We start from the raw sequence: 17,890 nt of genomic DNA, 5'->3' as shown, positions 1-17,890 counted from the left end.
TTGTTATGCATGCAAGTCTGTTGCTTGCGCTGCATAGGATTCTAAACAGGGGATATCCCCTCGCAGGTAACGAAGGGATGCGCGAATGTCACCGCATGGTTACATAGAACCGCTCTGGGACAACTGCGCCAGCGCCGTGGCCATGCTCGGCGCCAGCGCCAGGCGCGGAATCAGCACGGCTTGCCAGGCGTGGTAAAGGTCAGGCTTGCCTGGCCAGATATCGGCACTCGGGCGGTTCAGCGGGTCGAGTTCGTGATGCCAACTGCCATCGCAACGGTCGATGAAATGACTGTCACAGAACTCCCAGAATAGTCGGTACCAGTGTTCGTATTGCACTTCCCCGGTGCGCCTGAGCAAGGCACTGGCGGCGGCGCTGGCTTCGCAATGGGTCCAGTGCAGGCGATGGCGGACCACCGCTTTGTTGTCCCAGTCCAGGGTGTAGACAATGCCCGGCGCCCCATCGACGTCCCAGCCGTGGAGGCAATTGTGCTCGAACAGTTTTTGCGCATCGGTGACCAGCCAGCCAGGCGTGAGCATCCCGGCCTTCACCCGCGACGCTTCGAGGTGCAACAACAGCCGCGCCCACTCGAAACCATGGCCCGGAGTGGTGCCGTAGGGGCGGAAGCCGTCGGCTGGATTTTCGCGGTTGTACTCGCGCAGCGGTTGCCAGCCGCGGTCGAAATGCTCGATCACCAGATAATCGTTGGCGGCGGCGTGACCATGGATTACGCGCTCGACAATCCGTTGCGCGCGACTCAGCCAGCGGTTGTCATCGGTGACATCGGCCAGGGCGAGGAAGGCTTCGGTGGCGTGCATGTTGCTGTTGGCACCCCGGTACGCCTCCTCTTCGCTCCAGTCGCGATTGAAGGATTCGCGCATCGCACCTTCTTCTTCGCTCCAGAAGTAAGTGTCGATGATATCGATGGCATCATCGAGCAAGGCTTGCGCACCGGGGCGCTGCGCGACCACCGCGGAGCTCGCAGCCAGCGCAACGAAGGCATGCAGGTAGGCGTTCTTGCCGGTATTGCCGTCGCGATGTTCGGCGGCCGCGAACCAGCCGCCATGCAGCGCGTCGCGCAACGGCCCGCGCAGGGCGGCAACGCCGTGATCGACCAGTTCGGCAAAACCCGGTAAACCCTGAATGTGGGCCATGGCGAAGCTGTGGGTCATGCGCGCGGTGTTCATGGTTTGGGCTTGCGCATCAGCCGCGAGGCGGCCTGTTTCATCGAGGTTGCCGAAGCCTTCAGGCAGTTTCGAAGCCTTGGCGAAGGCCAGCAGGCGCACGCCTTCGGTGGCGAGCCATTGCTGATGGGCAGGTGCGTTCAGCCAACTGCTGAAGGCCGGTTGGAAGGTGTCCATGGCGTACCTTTTTTGTTGTTATGACTGTGGGGCAGCATAAACAACGGGGGAAGGTAGGCATGTAACGAAGGGGGTGGGTTATGTCACCGAGCTGTGACATTTGTATAGTGAGTGATGTTTGTGGCGAGGGATCTTGCTCCCGCTGGGGTGCGAAACGCCCCCAAAAGAGGGACTGCTGCGCAGTCCAGCGGGAGCAAGCTCCCTCGCCACTGGGTCGGTGTCAATCCATTGAGCGGGGCAACTGCAGGGTCACCCGCAACCCGCCCTCACGCAAATTCTGCAAGCTGACCTCACCACCATGGCTATGGGCAATGTTGCGGGCAATCCCCAGCCCCAAGCCATAGCCCTGCTGTTGCCCGGCCAGGCGGAAGTGCGGTTCGAACACCTGCTCCAGACGCTGCTCCGGCACGCCCGGCCCTTCATCATCGACATGCAGGATGAACGCGCTTTCGTCGTCATCGATGTGCAGGTGCGCGTTCTGCCCGTACTTCAATGCATTGTCGATAAGGTTGCCGATGCAGCGCTTGAGCGCCAGCGGTTTGCCCGGGTACGCCGCCAGCGCCCGCCCCTGCTGGGTTACGCGACCGTTGCCGTTCGGCGCGAGATAGGGTTCCACCAGACAGTCGAGCACATGGTTGAGGTCCACTGGCTCGATGTTCTCGTGGATGTCGGTGTCTTTGACGCATTGCAGCGCGCCCTTGACCAGCAATTCGAGCTCGTCCAGATCGCGCCCGAACTTGGCTTGCAGTGTTTCGTCTTCGAGCAATTCAACCCGCAGGCGCAGGCGGGTGATCGGCGTGCGCAGGTCGTGGGAAATGGCGCTGAACAACTGGCTGCGCTCGGTCAGGTAACGGCTGATGCGCTCGCGCATGGTGTTGAAGGCGCGGCCGACCTCGACCACTTCGCTGCCCCCGCCTTCGGCGACCGGCTCCACGTCAGCCCCCAGCGACAGATCCCGCGCCGCCCGCGCCAGGCGCTTGAGCGGACGACTCTGCCAGTGCACCAGCAGGCCGATGAACAACAGCAAAAAGCTGCTGGTCAGGACAATAAACCACACCTGCTGCGCCGGCAGGCCCTGCTCCTCAAGACTGGTGTAGGGCTCGGGCAACAGCGAGGCGATGTACAGCCATTCGCCCGGCGCCATCTGGATCTGCGTGACCAGCACCGGCGGATTCACCGGCTCCAGGGTCAGCGCGTAGTGCGCCCAGGAGCGTGGCAACTCATCAAGCTTCAGGCCGCCATTGAAGATGCGCAGGTCTTCCGGGCTGACGAAGGTCACCGAGATGTCCGTGTCCTGGCCGAGGGACTGGCGCAGCACTTCGTCCACCGCCTTGAGCACCGCCTCTTTGCGCGGGGTGATGGGCAATACTTCCATGCCCAAGGGTTTGTCGTTTAACGTCACCACGAACCGGGTGCCGCCCATGCTGCGCAACTGGTCGAGCACCAAGGGCCGAAACGCCACCGGCAACGAACGGAAATAGCTGACGCTGGCGGTCATTGAATGGGCCAGGCTGCGGGCGCTGGTGACCAGACCCTCGAGCTGCGTGGCGCGCAGTTGCGACACCCAGATCACGCTCGACAACGTCTGGGCGAACAACACCGCCAGCAAGGTCAGCAACAACATCCGCCCAAGCAGCGAACGCGGCATCGGCACCTTGGCGGCGAGCTTGCGCAAAGTCTCAGTGACCATTGCTGGCAACCACGTTGGCTGCCAGTTGGTAGCCACTGCCGCGAACGGTGCGGATCAGCCGTGGCGGTTTCTCGGTGTCGCGCAGGCGCTGGCGCAACCGGCTGACCGCCATGTCGACGATGCGATCCAGGGGCATCAGTTCACGGCCGCGGGTGGCGTTGCCGATGGTGTCGCGGTCGAGGATTTCCTGCGGGTGATCGAGGAACAGCTTCAGCAGCGCAAAGTCGGCGCCCGAGAGAATCACCTCTTCGCCATCGATGTGAAACAGCCGATGGCTGACCATGTCCAGCCGCCAGTCATCGAAGGCCAGCACCTCACCGCCACTTCGCTCCTGACCAAACTGCGCGCGGCGCAGCAACGCCTTGATCCGCGCCTGCAATTCCCGTGGGCTGAAGGGCTTGCCGAGGTAATCGTCGGCGCCCAGTTCCAGGCCGATGACGCGGTCGGCTTCGTCGGAACTGGCTGTGAGCATGATGATCGGCACCTGCGCCTGGCGCGGATGCTGGCGAATCCAGCGGCACAGGCTGAAGCCGTCTTCGTCGGGCAGCATCACATCAAGGATCACCAGATCGCTCGGCGCCTCGTTCAGCGCCTGGCGAAAGCCGGCACCGTCGGGCGTGGTACGTACCTGGAAACCGGCGCGGGTCAGGTAGGTATCCAGCAACTCGCGTATCTCTTGATCGTCATCGACCAACAAAATCGACTTGTTGACTGAGCTCACGGGGCGGCGTCCTTGTTGTTTGAATTGGGCGGATTATGCCTTATGCACCGATTTTACAAACACCACAAAACCACTGTAGGAGTGAGCCTGCTCGCGATGACGATTTCACATTCAACATTTCTGTCGACTGACACACCGTCATCGCGAGCAGGCTCACTCCTACATTTTGATTGCATTTCAAGCGGGGATTGATTGCTCCAGCGCCACACCCGCACCCATCAACCCCGAATACGGCGCCGTCACCAGCCACACCGGAATCCCTTTGAAGTAATCGCTCATGCAGCCCTTGTCGGCGAAACACCTGGCGAAACCGCTTTCGAGGAAGAAATCGGCAAACCGCGGAATCACCCCGCCAACGATGTACACGCCACCGCGTCCACCCGTGGTCAGCACGTTGTTGCCGGCCACGCGACCGAGCCAACAGCAGAACTGTTCAAGCACTTCCACGGCAATCGGGTCGCCCGCCAGCCCGGCAGCGGTAATCGCTTCCGGTGTGTCGAGCACCGGCGTGTGCCCGTCCACCGCACAGATCGCCCGATAGACGCGGGGCAAACCGCCACCGCTCAGGGCTGTTTCTGCACTGACATGACCAATTTCGTTGAAGATGTGCTGCCAGAGTTGGGTTTCACGCGGACTGCTCAATGGCAGGTCGACGTGACCGCCCTCCCCCGGCAACGCGGCGAAACGGCCCTCGCCCAGATCGAGCAAGGTGCCGACGCCCAGGCCGGTGCCCGGGCCAATCACCACGGCCGGGCGCAGCGCCTCCGGCGTGCCCTCGCAAACCACGCGGAATTCGCCGGGCTGCAAACGGGTCATGCCCAGGGCCATGGCCGAGAAGTCGTTGACCAGCAACAGCTGATCCACCTGCAAGGTCTGGCAAAAGCCCTTGCGGCTCAGGCGCCAGTGATTGTTGGTGAACTTGAATTCATCACCACTCACCGGGCCTGCCACCGACAGGCACACCGAACCGATTGCCCCCGGCGCCAACCCCAGGCCGCTCAAGTAGAGGCTGATCGCATCGATAGGGCTGGGGAAATCTGCCGTTGCCAGCACCTGGACCGATTCCAGTTGCTGGTTTTTCCACAACGCGAAACGTGCGTTGGTCCCACCGATGTCACCGACCAAAGCCAGTTTCAATTAAGCGTCTCCAGGGCAGAAGTGAAGGCGCTGGCGCCCTGCTCCGCCGAGCTGAAGGCCATGCGCATGAAACCGAACAGCTCGCGACCGGTGCCGATGTTGTTGCCCAACAGGCCTTTGGCCGGAGTGCGCGCTGCGAATTCTTCGGCGTCCACCTTAAGCTCCAGGGTGCCTTTGACGCCATCGACGCGGATGATATCGCCCTCTTGGACCCGCGCCAAAGCGCCGCCGACATATGCTTCGGGACTGACATGAATGGCCGCCGGGATTTTCCCCGACGCGCCGGACATGCGTCCGTCAGTGACCAATGCCACCTTGAAGCCGCGATCCTGCAGCACGCCCAGGAACGGCGTCATCTTGTGCAATTCCGGCATGCCGTTGGAGCGTGGGCCCTGGAAGCGCATCACCGCGACAAAATCCTTTTCCAGCAAACCGGCCTTGAACGCATCGGCCAGGTCCTGCTGATCCTGGAACACCATGGCCGGCGCTTCGACGATCTGGTTTTCCACGGCAACGGCGGAGACTTTCATCACGCCACGACCGAGGTTGCCTTCCATCACCCGCAGGCCACCTTCCGCCGAGAACGCGCGGGCGACCGGACGCAGGATGCTTTCATCGAGGCTGTCGGTCACGCCTTCGCGCCAGACCAGTTGGCCATTGTCGAGGAACGGCTCCTGGGTGTAGCGGCTCAGGCCGTGGCCCATCACGGTGTTGACGTTTTCGTGGAGCAACCCGGCTTCCAGCAGTTCACGAATCAGGAACGACATACCGCCCGCGGCCTGGAAATGGTTGATGTCGGCCTTGCCGTTCGGGTAGACGTGGCTCAGGGTCGGCACGACTTCGGAGAGGTCGGCCATGTCCTGCCAGGTCAATTGAATGCCCGCCGCCATGGCGATGGCCGGCATGTGCAGAGTGTGGTTGGTCGAGCCGCCTGTGGCGTGCAGCGCGACAATCGAGTTGACCAGCGAACGCTCGTCGACGATTTCGCCGATCGGGATGTAGTTGCCGTTCTGCTTGGTCAAACGTGTGACCTGGTGCGCGGCTTCGCGGGTCAAGGCATCGCGCAACGGCGTGTTCGGGTTGACGAAGGACGCGCCCGGCAGGTGCAGGCCCATGACTTCCATCAGCAGCTGGTTGGTGTTGGCGGTGCCGTAGAAGGTGCAGGTGCCAGGGCTGTGGTAGGACTTCATTTCCGATTCCAGCAGCTCTTCGCGGGTCGCCTTGCCTTCGGCGTACTTCTGGCGTACGTCGGCTTTCTGCTTGTTGGAAATGCCCGACACCATCGGCCCGCCCGGCACGAAGATCATCGGCAGATGGCCGAAGCGCAGCGCGCCCATCATCAGGCCCGGCACGATCTTGTCGCAGATGCCGAGCATCAGTGCGCCGTCGAACATGTTGTGGGACAGCGCCACGGCCGTGGACAAAGCGATCACTTCGCGGCTCGGCAGGCTCAGTTCCATGCCCGGCTCGCCCTGGGTCACGCCATCGCACATGGCCGGGGTGCCACCGGCGAACTGGCCGACGGAGCCGATCTCGCGCAGGGCCTTTTTGATCATCTCCGGAAAGACTTCGTACGGCTGGTGCGCCGAGAGCATGTCGTTATATGACGAAACTATCGCGATGTTGGCGGAGTTCATCATCCGCAGGCTGTGCTTGTCGTCGCTGCCGCAACCGGCCACGCCATGGGCGAAGTTGGCGCATTGCAGCTTGCCGCGCATCGGACCGTCGCTGGCTGCACCGCGAATCAATGCAAGGTAAGCCTCACGCGTGGCGCGGCTGCGGGCGATAAGCCGTTCGGTGACCTCAAGGACGCGGGGATGCATGTGTAGAACTCCAGGCTAACGGATGTGGCGACCTGATTGTCTATGCTGATCAAAGGCCGGTGTCGATGGGATGACAGACGGTTTTCTTGATCGGTTGGACCAGTTGATTCAGGTCACTCGTTGTAGATTGAACAAAATATTGCCATTAAAAAGGCTTGTTTTCTATTTTTTTGCGAATAATCTTGTAATTCCAACAACAAAACGACGGTAGCGCCGCACTATGACTCTTCGAATCGCAATCAATGGTTTTGGCCGCATCGGCCGTAATGTCCTGCGAGCACTCTATACCCAGGGCTACCGTCAGGATCTGCAGATCGTCGCCATCAACGACCTTGGCGACAGCGCGATCAATGCTCATCTGCTCAAGTACGACACCGTTCACGGCACGTTCGATGCCGATGTCCAGCACGACCAGGAGAGCCTGACGGTCAACGGCGACCGCATTTCGGTCAGCGCCATCCGCAACCCGGCCGACCTGCCCTGGGCCGCGGAAAAAATTGATGTGGTGTTCGAATGCACCGGTCTGTTCACCGACCGGGCCAAGGCCGCCGCGCATATTACGGCGGGCGCGCGCAAAGTGATTATCTCCGCTCCGGCCAAAGGCGCCGACGCCACCGTCGTTTACGGGGTGAACCACGACATTCTGCGCCAGTCGCATCAGATCATTTCCAATGCGTCGTGCACCACCAACTGCCTGGCCCCGGTGGCCCAGGTGCTGCATCGCGAACTGGGCATCGAAAGCGGCCTGATGACCACCATCCACGCCTACACCAACGATCAGCACCTGACCGACGTCTATCACGTCGATCCGTACCGCGCCCGTTCGGCCACACAGAACATGATCCCGAGCAAGACCGGTGCTGCCGAAGCCGTCGGCCTGGTGCTGCCGGAACTGGCGGGCAAATTGACCGGCATGTCGGTGCGCGTACCGGTGATCAACGTGTCGCTGGTGGACCTGACGGTGCATCTGAAAAAAGAAGCCAGCGCAGAGGAAGTCAATGCGCTGATGAAAGAAGCCAGCCAGCACTCGAAGATACTTGGCTACAACACCCTGCCGCTGGTCTCCAGCGACTTCAACCACAACCCGCTGTCGTCGATTTTCGATGCCAACCACACCAAGTCCAGCGGAAAGCTGCTCAAGGTGCTGGCGTGGTATGACAACGAATGGGGCTTCTCCAACCGCATGCTCGATAACTGCCTGGCGCTGTGCAACGCCGAATAAGCCCGGAGCAACCATCGATGATCGGCATCAGCTTTACGCAAAAGACCATGGCGGCGCGCAAGCGTATCGCCCTGGTCGCCCATGACCACTGCAAGGTGTTCTTGCTGGACTGGGCCGAACGGCAAAAAGACAGACTGGCCCGGCATGATCTGGTCGCCACCGGCACCACGGGTTTGTTGTTGCAACAACGCCTCGATTTGCCGGTGCAAAGCATGATCAGCGGGCCACTGGGCGGCGACCAACAGCTCGGTGCGCAAATCGCCGAGCAGCGGGTCGACATGCTGGTGTTTTTCTGGGACCCGTTCGAACCCCAGCCCCACGACCCGGACATCAAGGCGTTGCTGCGGGTCGCGGCGGTGTGGAACATCCCGGTGGCGTGCAACGAATGCAGCGCCGACTACCTGCTCAGCAGTCCGCTGATGGATCAGGCGCACCTCCATCGGATTCCCGATTACGCCACCTATTTGCAGGGTCGCGCGTAAAGCTTCACAAATCAGTACTTGACCACTCGAGTAGATGATAAGCATTATCATCTACTCGAAATGGATCAGGTTCTCCCGTGAGTCAGTCACGCTTCAACCACGTTTTCCTCACCCAGCGCACCTCCCTGCTGCGCACGCTGGAACGGATGGTCAACAATCACAGCACCGCTGAAGACCTCCTGCAGGAAACCTACCTGCGGGTGACCCGTGCATTGAGCGAACGGGCCATCGATCATCTTGAGCCCTTCGTCTTCCAGACGGCGCGCAACCTGGCGCTGGACCATTTGCGCGCGCGGCGCATCCATTCGCGCACCATGGTCGACGACGTGCCGCAGGAGGTGATGCACAGCATCGCCGCCCCCACCAGCAGCGCCGAAGATGCCGCACACGCCGAACAATTGCTGGAGCGCCTGAACGTGAGCCTCAGTCAACTCAGTGCCCGCCAACAGCGGATTTTCATCCTCAGCCGCCTGCACGGGCACAGCTACCAGGAAATCGCCGACGAGCTAAACGTGTCCCTCAGCACCGTGCAGAAAGAACTCAAGTTGATCATGTCGATCTGCATCGGGGTTGCCGATCGCTTGAGCGCCAACTGAGCGCCAAGGCCCTGCGCACACCTGGACCGACTGCGCTGATCATCGGGCTTTGCTACCCTTGGCCCACTTTTACGCTTCACTAAAAAAACAGCCGTGCACAGACACTGCCGAGGAAACACCGTGACGGACAACCACCGCTCCCCAGAGCCTTCATCGGCGCAGGACCACGCAAGCGCGATGGACCAGGCCCTGGACTGGCTGATCGTGCTCGGCAGTCCCGACGAGGAGCAGGCCCGCCAATTCCATGCATGGCTCGACGCCGATCCGCTGAATGCCCAGGCGTTCGCCAAGGCCCAGGCGATCTGGGAAGGCCCGCAAGTGGCGCAATGCGCGCAAAGCCTGGCCGCCCGTCCGGCGAAAGTCACTGTCCTCGCCCGTCTGCGTCCGCACTGGAAACCACTGGCCACCGCCGCCGTGCTGCTGCTCGGGCTGTTCAGTTTCAGCAGTTTGCCAATGCACCTGCAGGCCGATCACCTGACCGTGGTCGGCGAGCGCCAGCGCCTGCAACTGGAGGACGGGTCCAAGGTCCTGCTCAATACCAATTCGGCGTTCTCAAGCACCATCAACGACCAACAACGTGTTGCCCGCCTGTATCAGGGCGAAGCGTTTTTCGAAGTGCAGGCCAATCGCGGCCAACCACTGGAAATCGACGCCGGCCCGGTCACGGCCAGCGTTCGCGATACCGCATTTGCCGTGCGTTACCTCGACGGCGTGGCGCAGGTGCGGGTGCAACGCGGGGATGTCGACTTGCGCGCCACCCGGGATGACGCGCGGGTGCGCTTGTCCGCCGGGGAAAGCATTCGCATCGGCCCCAACGGCTTCGACCATCCGGCCAAGCTGGATGCCGCCACCGACCTGGCGTGGGTCCAGGGACGGCTGGTGTTCGAAAACTGCCCGTTGAACCAGGTGCTGGCAGAACTTCGCCGCTACTACCCGGGCTGGATCATCAACAACAACGAACAGTTGGCCGATGTCACCGTAACGGGTAACTACCGCCTCGATCAGCCCCTGGACGTGGTTCGCTCCCTGGCCCACATCACCTCGGCCCGGCTCCAGGAATTCCCGGCGCTGGTCATCTTGAACTGAATGAGAATTATTTTTACTCGATAGCCAAACCCCGTACGTCTCGTTATAGCCAATGCAATTGATTCGCATCTCACCATGCCAATCAGCACCTATAAAGATTCGTGCGACACGGAGCGCTATCGATGTCCCCTCGCCTTACCCGCCAAGCCCCTACACCTTCCCGCGTGCTGTCGCTGCTGACCGCTGCCATCCTGATGGCCGGTACCGCACCGCTCATGGCCACCACCGCCACCGAGCAATCGACCCGCAAAATGGGCGACTACGCGTTCGCCATTCCCCAGCAATCACTGGTGTCGGCACTCAATGCCTTTACCGCCGTGACGGGCTGGCAGGTCGGCGTGTCGTCGGAGCTGGTGCAGGGTGTGGCCTCGCCGGGAGTCCGTGGTTCGCTGTCGCCGGAGAAAGCCCTGGATCGCCTGTTGGTGGGGACCAACCTGGGCTATCGCAAGCTGGGCAACAACAGCATCGTTCTAGAAAAACGCAGCGGTAGCAGTGCCCTCAATCTGGATCAGGTCACCATCAGCGCCACCCGTAACGAGCAGGATGTGAACAGCGTACCGAGCACGGTCTCTGTCTACACCCGCGAAGATCTGGACCGCAACAACGTCAATACCATCAAGGAGCTGGTGCGCTACGAACCCGGTGTATCGGTAGGCGGTTCAGGCCAACGCGCCGGCATCACGGGCTACAACATTCGCGGTATCGATGGCGACCGTGTACTGACCCAGGTCGACGGGGTGCAGGTACCCGACGGTTTCTTCAACGGCCCGTATGCCCAGACCAACCGCAACTATGTCGACCCGGAAATCGTCAAGCGTGTGGAAATCCTCCGGGGCCCGGCGTCGGTGCTGTATGGCAGCAGCGCCATTGGCGGTGCGGTCAGTTACTACACGCTGGACCCGGACGACATCATCAAACCGGGCAAGGATGTCGGCGCACGTCTGAAAACCGGCTACAGCTCCGCCGACGACAGCTGGCTGACGTCCGGCACCGTCGCCGGCCGTACCGGCGAGTTCGACGGCCTGCTGCATCTCAGTCAACGCAACGGTCATGAAACAGAGTCCTTTGGCGAAACCGGCGGCACTGGCCTGAACCGCACTGAAGCCAACCCCCAGGACGTGCGCACCACCAGCGTGCTGGCTAAACTGGGCTGGGATTACGCTGACGACGCGCGCCTGGGCCTGACCTACGAGCATTACAAGGACGACCGCGACACCAATCAACTGAGCGCGGTGGGCGGCCCGTTCAATGCCGGACGCGGTATGGGCTTCTACAAGTCCCGTACCGGTAACGACACGATCACTCGCGAACGCTTTGGCCTGGAACACAGCTTCGGTCTGGACAGCGCACTGGCTGACAACATCAAGTGGACGCTGAACTACCAGATCGCCAAGACCGACCAGAGCACCGAAGAGATCTACGCGCCGCCGTCACGGACCGTGTTGCGTAACCGTGATACCAACTTCAAGGATCGCCAATGGGTATTCGACGCCCAGGCTGACAAGTCCTTTGCCATCGCCGATACCGATCACTTCGTCACCTATGGCACCACCATCAAGCAGGACAAAGTTACCGGCCTGCGTACCGGTACCGGCACCTGCCTGACCGTGGCCGGTGCCTGCCGTGTCATTGGCGCCCCGAGCGCCCTCGACACGCTGAAACCCGCCAGTGACTTCCCGGACCCGACCATCAATAGCTACAGCCTGTTCGCCCAGGATCAGATCAGTTGGGGCAACTGGACCTTCCTGCCCGGTGCACGCTACGACTACACCGAACTCAAGCCGCACATCACCGAAGAGTTCCTGGCCACCGCCGACCAGAGCGGCAACGGCGTGGTGAGCGACGAGACCAAGACCTGGCATCGCCTGTCGCCGAAGTTCGGCACCACCTACAGCTTCAACGACCACTACACCTGGTTCGGCCAATACGCCGAAGGCTTCCGCACCCCGACCGCCAAGGCGTTGTATGGCCGTTTCGAAAACATCGCCGGCGGCTATCGGGTCGCGCCTAATCCGGACCTGGAACCGGAAAAGAGCAAAAGCTACGAGACGGGTTTGCGCGGCAACTTCGAGCAGGGCTCGTTTGACGTGGCGGTGTTCTACAACAAGTACCGCGACTTCATCAACGAGAACGCCATCACGCCCGGCTATAGCGAGACCATTTTCAAGAGCAACAACATCAAGCACGCCACCATCAAGGGTGCCGAGGTCAAGGGCCGCCTGAACCTCGATGCCTTCGGCGCGCCGCAAGGTCTCTACACCCAGGGCTCGGTGGCCTATGCCTACGGTCGCAACGACGACAACGGCGAGCCGCTCAACAGCGTCAACCCGCTGACCGGCGTATTCGGCCTCGGCTACGACCAGGACACCTACGGTGGCTTGCTCAGCTGGACGCTGGTGAAGAAAAAGGACCGCGTCGACAGCACCAGTTTCAAAACCCCGGACGGCACCAGCACCCAGTTCAAGACGCCCGGTTTCGGCATTCTGGACCTGAGCGCGTTCTACAAGGTGACCGACGACGTGACCGTCAGCGGCGGCGTCTACAACCTCACCGACAAGAAGTACTGGCTGTGGGATGACGTGCGCGGCTACGACAGCGTCGGCGAAGCCTCCGTGACCCAACCGGCCAACCTCGATCGCCTGACCCAGCCGGGTCGCAATTTTGCGGTCAACCTGATCTGGGATATCTGATCCGCTCATCTCGTCGGGCGGTTACATCAAGCCGTCCGGTGAGGATTTTTTACTGTCAGGCGCCTTGCTCTTCGTCTCGTTACCAAGCGCCTCCTCTTTCTCCAAGGAATTGCCATGACTACCCAGGCCACCGAACAACGCTCCAACCTGCGTTCGCAGCGTTTGAACCAGATCACCAACGAGCCGCACAGCAAGCTCGATGCCCTGGTCAAGGCCCATGCTCCGTTTGAAACCCCGGCCAATTTCGCCCGCTTCGTGGTGGCGCAGTACCTGTTCCAGTCGGAGCTGATGTCGCTGTACAACGATACCGAACTGACCGCCATCGTCCCGGACCTGCCGGCCCGCTGCCGTGCCGATGCCGCCAAGGCCGACCTCGCGGACCTGGACACCGACGTGCCGGTACCTGTCGCCGGTGCACTGAAGAACCCGACCAAGGCCGAAGCCCTGGGCTGGATCTTTGTTTCGGAAGGCTCGAAGCTCGGCGCGGCGTTCCTGATCAAGCGTGCCGTGGGCCTTGGCCTGAGCGAAACCTTCGGCGCCCGCCACCTCGGCGAACCGGCCGGTGGCCGCGCTGAAGGCTGGAAGAGCTTCGTCAAGACCCTGGACGGCCTGGCATTCAGCGCCCAGGAAGAAGCCGACGTGGAAAAAGGCGCCATCGACGCGTTCAACCGGTTTACCGTGTTGCTGGAGCAGGCTTACGCCAGCACACCGGAAGTCGCCTGACACAACACCGACCCTGTGGGAGCGAGTCTGCTCGCGATGACGGTATTCCAGACAGCATTATTGTCGACTGATACTCCGCTATCGCGAGCAGGCTCACTCCTACAAAGGGCCGGGTGAATCTGTAAGATCTCCATTCAGCGTCACACGCCACCCCAGAGCCCATGCCCACCTCTTCCAAACTCTCCCGCCTTCTCTTCGGCCTGCTGGCCTACGTCAGCCTGGGCATCGGCCTGATCGCCATCGTCATACCCGGCCTGCCAACCACCGAGTTCATCCTGCTGGCCGCCTGGGCCGCGACCCGCAGCTCGCCGCGCCTGAGTGCCTGGCTGGAAAACCACCGGCTGTTCGGCCCCATCCTCCATAACTGGCGCAACGGCAAGATCATCGCGCGCAGGGCAAAAGTCAGCGCCACGGTCAGCATGCTGTTATGTGCCGGTCTGATGCTGGTGATGCTCGATCACGGCTGGCCGATTTACCTGGCAATTGCCGGCATGGGGCTGGGCAACCTGTGGATCTGGTCGCGACCGGAATCACTGCCGGAACCCACCTGAACAACTCCGCGACATTTCTTCGTTTTAAAGCGCTTTTCGGCACATTTTCCTGCGCAAACGTTCAACCATTACCGTTCGTCGGGTTGCCCCTCATGTAACCTCAACGCCACGCCGATGTGCATTGATCGGCGCTAAATGGATTTAGCGAGTGAGCCGCAACGGCCCACAGCCAACACTTCATCCATTCGCGAGCTCGCCCTATGTTCGACTCACTGTCCATCCGCCTGAAAATCGTCCTGCTGTCCGGTCTGTGCCTGCTGGGCGTAGTCGCCTTGATAGTGGGCATGAACATCTACCAGACCAATCAGAACGATGACCTGGTCAGCGACTCCAGCAGCAGAATGCTCACCTCCAGTGTGCAGGATCTGCTTCAGGCCAAGGCCGCCGAGCAAGCGGTGCGGGTGCAGAAGACCTTCGGTGAAACCCTGACGGTGGTGACCGCCCTCGCGGACCAGATCCAGGACTTGCGTAACCTGGCCGCCAAGCGTTCCCTTGAACCCGGCGCCCTGCGTGAAGAGTTGAACCAGAGCCTGAAAACCGCCTTCGAGCGCAACGGCAAAGTGCTGGGCATCTGGCTGGCGTTCGAACCCAACGGCCTGGACGGCAAGGACAGCGAGTTCGCCAATGACGCCGCCCGTCAATCCAACGAGATCGGTCGTTTCGCCACGTACTGGAGCCGCGCCGGGGGGGATGCCCTCAACACGATCATGGTCGAAGAGGACATGACCAAAACCACCCTGAACCTCAGCGGCACGCCATACAACGTCTGGTACACCTGCCCTCGGGACAGCAAGCGCACCTGCCTGCTCGACCCCTACGCCGATACTGTCGGTGGCAAGGAAGTGTTGATGACCACCATTTCCGTACCGCTGCTGGTGGATGGCAAGTCCATCGGCGTGGTCGGTATCGACATCGCCCTCGACGCCCTGCAAGCGGCGGCGGTCAACTCCCAGCGCGACCTGTTCAACAGTGCCGGGCACATGCTCATCGTTTCCGGCACCGGCGTGCTGGCCGCCTACAGCGTCGATGCAGGTAAAGTCGGCAAGAACATCGGCGACACCCTGGGCGGCGATGGCAAGGACATCCTGCAGTTGCTCGCGAATGGCGCGCCGAAGATTCTCCAGCAAGGCGACCTGATCCGCGCGGTGTACCCGGTCAGCCCGATTGCCGACGCCAAGGCCTGGGCCGTGGTGATCGACCTGCCGAAACAAGTGCTGCTGGCCGACTCGGTGAAGCTGCAAGCGGTACTCGACGATGCCCAGCAAAGCGGCACGCTCAAGGCGCTGTCGGTGGCGGTGATTGCCGGCCTGCTTGGGTTGTTGCTGATGTGGCTCACCGCGTCCGGCGTGACCCGCCCGATCAACAGCGTGGCCGACATGCTCAAGGCGATTGCCAGCGGTGACGGCGACCTGACCCAGCGCCTGCACTACAGCAAGAAGGACGAACTGGGCGAACTGGTGAGCTGGTTCAACCGTTTCCTCGACAAGCTGCAGCCGACCATCGCACAGATCAAGCAAAGCATCACCGATGCCCGTGGCACGGCCGACCAGTCTTCGGAAATCGCCCGCCAGACCAGTGAAGGCATGCAGGTGCAGTTCCGCGAAATCGACCAGGTCGCCACGGCGTCCAACGAAATGAGCGCCACCGCCCACGATGTCGCCAACAGCGCCTCGAACGCGGCCAACGCCGCCAAGGGTGCCGACCAGTCGGCCCGCGACGGCATGTCGATCATCGAGCGCAGCACCCGCGACATCAATCAACTGGCCGAAGAAGTCAGCAAGGCCGTGACCGAAGTCGAAGCCCTGGCGGTCAACAGCGAACAGATCGGTTCGGTGCTGGAGGTGATTCGCAGCATCGCCGAGCAAACCAACCTGCTGGCGCTCAACGCCGCCATCGAAGCCGCCCGAGCCGGTGAAAGCGGTCGTGGCTTCGCGGTGGTTGCCGATGAAGTGCGCAACCTGGCCAAACGCACCCAGGATTCGGTGGAAGAAATTCGCCTGGTGATCGAACGCATCCAGTCCGGCACCCGCGGCGTGGTCGCCACCATGCACTCAAGCCAGACCCAGGCCCACAGCAACGCCGGGCAGATCCAGCAGGCGGTCCAGGCCTTGGGCAAGATCAGCGACGCGGTCACCGTGATCAGCGACATGAACCTGCAAATCGCCAGCGCCGCCGAGCAGCAAAGCGCAGTCGCCGAAGAGGTAAACCGCAACGTCTCGGCGATCCGCACCGTCACCGAAACCCTGACTGGCCAGGCCACGGAATCGGCGCAGATCAGCAGCCAGCTCAACTCCCTGACCACTCACCAGATGAAGTTGATGGATCAGTTCCGCGTTTAAAAAATCGCCACATCCCCTGTGGGAGCAAGCTCGCTCCCACAGAGGGATTTCATCTGACCTGGAATTTTTTGAACTAAGATCTGGCTCTCGCTCCGGAGGGCCCTTCGATGACTGATCTGCTCACGTCCATTCAAGCCGCACTCGGTTTGCCTCACACCTCGATTCCGTTCACATCCAGCGGCGCCCTGCCCTCGGCGTTTGCCGTCACGGATCTGGCCTGCGCCAGCATCGCTGCCGCAGGCCAGGCCGCCAGCGAACTGCTGCACCAGCAAACCGGGCACCTGCCCGACCTTGAAGTTGACCGACGCCTCGCATCATTCTGGTTCGCAACCTCGATTCGCCCGCTTGGCTGGAGCGTTCCGCCGTTGTGGGACCCGATCGCCGGTGACTACGCCACCCGCGATGGCTGGATTCGCCTGCACACCAACGCGTCCCATCACCGCACCGCTGCCGAAAGCGTGCTCGGTGCCTGTACCGACCGCGCAGCGATGGCCGGCCAAGTGGCTCGATGGGCGAAAAGCGAGCTGGAGCAGGCGGTGGTCGATGCCGGTGGTTGTGCTGCCGAAATGCGCACCTGGGAACAATGGCAGGTCCATCCTCAAGGCCAGGCAGTGAATGCCGAACCCTTGATTCAGTTCGCCAACCACCCAAGCCAGAACGGCAAACCGTGGACAGGCACGGTTGCTCGCCCATTGGCCGGCATCAAGGTGCTGGACTTGACCCGAGTACTGGCAGGCCCCATCGCCAGTCGCTTTCTGGCAGGCTTGGGCGCCGATGTCTTGCGCATCGACCCGTCAACCTGGAACGAGCCCGGGGTGGTGCCGGAAGTCACCCTGGGAAAACGCTGCGCGCGACTTGATCTGAACGACAAATCCGACCGCGCCGTATTCGAATGCCTGCTCAAGGATGCCGACATTCTGCTCCACGGCTATCGCGCCGATGCGCTGGAGCGACTTGACCTGGGCATGAATGAACGCCGACGACTGAACCCCGGCCTGATCGATGTCTGCCTCAACGCCTATGGCTGGAGCGGCCCCTGGCAAAACCGGCGGGGCTTCGACAGCCTGGTGCAGATGAGCAGTGGCATTGCCGAAGCGGGCATGCGCTGGAAGCAGGCGGACAAGCCGACGCCATTGCCGGTGCAAGCCCTCGATCACGCCACCGGGTATTTGATGGCAGCCAGTGCGATCCGGTTGTTGGCACAGCGGTTGAACGACGGTACGGGGGGCTCGGCGCGATTGTCGTTGGCGCGTACGGCGAGGTTGTTGATCGAGCATGGGCCGGGGACGATTGAAGCGTTACGTGCGGAAGATGAGCAGGATCAGCGGTTGATGGTGGAGCAGACACCGTGGGGGGCGGCGCACCGATTGCACGCTCCTTTGAAGATAACTGGGACACCGTTGCAATGGGCGCTACCGGCAACCGAATTGGGTTCACATCGCGCGCAGTGGTAGTGAGTTTTAGATAGCCA

At 61.7% G+C, this 17,890-nt stretch carries 14 protein-coding genes and 1 pseudogene; 10 read left to right on the top strand and 5 right to left on the bottom strand.

Annotated elements, in window-relative coordinates:
• Nucleotides 1-99: 99 nt before the first annotated feature.
• From VC35_RS20500 to edd, 5 genes are all read right to left on the bottom strand, one after another.
• Nucleotides 100-1,359 (bottom strand): D-mannose isomerase, encoded by a 1,260-nt coding sequence (locus VC35_RS20500; RefSeq protein ID WP_046042251.1) that lies wholly within the window; start codon nt 1,357-1,359, stop codon nt 100-102.
• Nucleotides 1,360-1,579: 220 nt separating this feature from the next.
• Complete coding sequence (locus VC35_RS20495) at nt 1,580-3,007, bottom strand: ATP-binding protein (RefSeq protein WP_221174494.1); 1,428 nt, start codon at nt 3,005-3,007, stop codon at nt 1,580-1,582.
• 31 nt (nt 3,008-3,038) lie between these two features.
• Entirely contained in the window at nt 3,039-3,770 is a 732-nt protein-coding gene (locus tag VC35_RS20490; RefSeq protein ID WP_008050538.1) for a response regulator, read from the bottom strand.
• Between the two features lie 177 nt (nt 3,771-3,947).
• Nucleotides 3,948-4,907: a glucokinase gene (locus VC35_RS20485; protein ID WP_046042249.1), complete on the bottom strand. Its 960-nt coding sequence runs from the start codon at nt 4,905-4,907 to the stop codon at nt 3,948-3,950.
• Nucleotides 4,904-6,730: a phosphogluconate dehydratase gene (gene edd, locus VC35_RS20480; RefSeq protein ID WP_046042247.1), complete on the bottom strand. Its 1,827-nt coding sequence runs from the start codon at nt 6,728-6,730 to the stop codon at nt 4,904-4,906. Before edd ends, VC35_RS20485 begins: the two co-directional genes overlap by 4 nt.
• A 220-nt stretch (nt 6,731-6,950) precedes the next feature.
• On the opposite strand from edd, the gene gap reads away from it, so the two are divergent.
• The 10 genes and pseudogenes from gap to VC35_RS20435 all read left to right on the top strand — a co-directional run bounded on the left by gap (nt 6,951) and on the right by VC35_RS20435 (nt 17,873).
• The gene (gene gap, locus VC35_RS20475) at nt 6,951-7,952 is read left to right on the top strand and encodes a type I glyceraldehyde-3-phosphate dehydrogenase (protein ID WP_046042246.1); all 1,002 of its coding nucleotides are present in this window, start codon (nt 6,951-6,953) and stop codon (nt 7,950-7,952) included.
• A 17-nt stretch (nt 7,953-7,969) separates the two neighbouring features.
• Nucleotides 7,970-8,434, top strand: a complete 465-nt coding sequence (locus VC35_RS20470; protein ID WP_046042245.1) for a methylglyoxal synthase — start codon at nt 7,970-7,972, stop codon at nt 8,432-8,434.
• Nucleotides 8,435-8,511: 77 nt separating this feature from the next.
• Complete coding sequence (locus VC35_RS20465) at nt 8,512-9,030, top strand: RNA polymerase sigma factor (RefSeq protein ID WP_046042244.1); 519 nt, start codon at nt 8,512-8,514, stop codon at nt 9,028-9,030.
• 120 nt (nt 9,031-9,150) lie between these two features.
• Nucleotides 9,151-10,116 (top strand): FecR family protein, encoded by a 966-nt coding sequence (locus tag VC35_RS20460; protein WP_046042243.1) that lies wholly within the window; start codon nt 9,151-9,153, stop codon nt 10,114-10,116.
• A gap of 122 nt (nt 10,117-10,238) precedes the next feature.
• Nucleotides 10,239-12,806, top strand: a complete 2,568-nt coding sequence (locus VC35_RS20455) for a TonB-dependent receptor (protein ID WP_046042242.1) — start codon at nt 10,239-10,241, stop codon at nt 12,804-12,806.
• Between the two features lie 114 nt (nt 12,807-12,920).
• Nucleotides 12,921-13,529, top strand: coding sequence for a biliverdin-producing heme oxygenase (locus VC35_RS20450; RefSeq protein ID WP_046042241.1), 609 nt, complete (start codon nt 12,921-12,923; stop codon nt 13,527-13,529).
• Between the two features lie 161 nt (nt 13,530-13,690).
• Nucleotides 13,691-14,080, top strand: coding sequence for a YbaN family protein (locus tag VC35_RS20445; RefSeq protein ID WP_046042240.1), 390 nt, complete (start codon nt 13,691-13,693; stop codon nt 14,078-14,080).
• A gap of 200 nt (nt 14,081-14,280) precedes the next feature.
• Nucleotides 14,281-15,561, top strand: a pseudogene (locus VC35_RS30360) (methyl-accepting chemotaxis protein); the annotation flags it as partial.
• A 102-nt stretch (nt 15,562-15,663) separates the two neighbouring features.
• Nucleotides 15,664-16,419 (top strand): methyl-accepting chemotaxis protein, encoded by a 756-nt coding sequence (locus tag VC35_RS30355; RefSeq protein ID WP_404942368.1) that lies wholly within the window; start codon nt 15,664-15,666, stop codon nt 16,417-16,419.
• A 107-nt stretch (nt 16,420-16,526) separates the two neighbouring features.
• The gene (locus VC35_RS20435; protein ID WP_046042237.1) at nt 16,527-17,873 is read left to right on the top strand and encodes a CoA transferase; all 1,347 of its coding nucleotides are present in this window, start codon (nt 16,527-16,529) and stop codon (nt 17,871-17,873) included.
• Nucleotides 17,874-17,890 lie beyond the last annotated feature (17 nt).

This window comes from Pseudomonas fluorescens, assembly GCF_000967965.1.
Taxonomy (GTDB): domain Bacteria; phylum Pseudomonadota; class Gammaproteobacteria; order Pseudomonadales; family Pseudomonadaceae; genus Aquipseudomonas; species Aquipseudomonas grandcourensis.
Note: the sequence above shows the minus strand (reverse complement) of the source record. Positions and strands in the feature narration are given on the sequence as shown.